Here is a 625-nt window from a genome sequence, read left to right as displayed (position 1 = left end):
AGCTTATGCTGAAGGCGAAGATAAGAAAACAGGTAACGCACTAGACTCAGTCGCACCGCTTACTGCTGACTTTGGTGTTGGCTTGAATCGCGATTCCTATGGGGCTCTAGCTAATGTCAAAATGGTTGCGCGTAAGTCAGACTGGAACAGCGATACAAACGTTGATGCGGCAGGCTACGCATTGGTCGACCTAACGGCTTACTACCGCCCAATGCAAGATCTAACGCTTCGCGCTGGTCTATTCAATGCACTTGATAAGAAATACTGGCTATTCGACGACCTTTCAGGTCGAGATGCAACAGGTGAGACATTCAGCATCGACTCTAAGAGTCAACCGGGTCGAAACTGGGGTGTTAGCTTAGATTACCAATTCTAAACTGCCCTTTTAGATTATAAGCCAGCAGCAATGCTGGCTTTTTTACACTTTATGATTTCAAAGCCCTTATTTTCAATGCTTTCAGAAAATAAAAAAGCTCCTTTAAAGGAGCTTTTAAGGTCAATTCACAAGAAAAGATGTCAAAAAAGTGGATGAATTGAACCGATTACTTAGCTGACGCCATCTCTTTTTTAACCATTACAGCTGCTGCAACGATAAAAGCGATGATTAGACCTAGCTCCATTACAA

1 protein-coding gene is annotated in these 625 nt (G+C 43.0%); it reads left to right on the top strand.

Features of this window, described 5'->3' with window-relative positions:
* Positions 1–376 (top strand): TonB-dependent receptor domain-containing protein (locus tag QTO00_RS20575; protein WP_331426388.1); only part of this gene is annotated, 376 nt, incomplete at its 5' end.
* Positions 377–625: the final 249 nt, after the last annotated feature.

This window comes from Vibrio sp. M260118 (assembly GCF_036533755.1).
GTDB lineage: Bacteria > Pseudomonadota > Gammaproteobacteria > Enterobacterales > Vibrionaceae > Vibrio.
The sequence above is the reverse complement of the archived record's forward strand: the minus strand, read 5'-3'. Positions and strand labels throughout refer to the sequence as shown.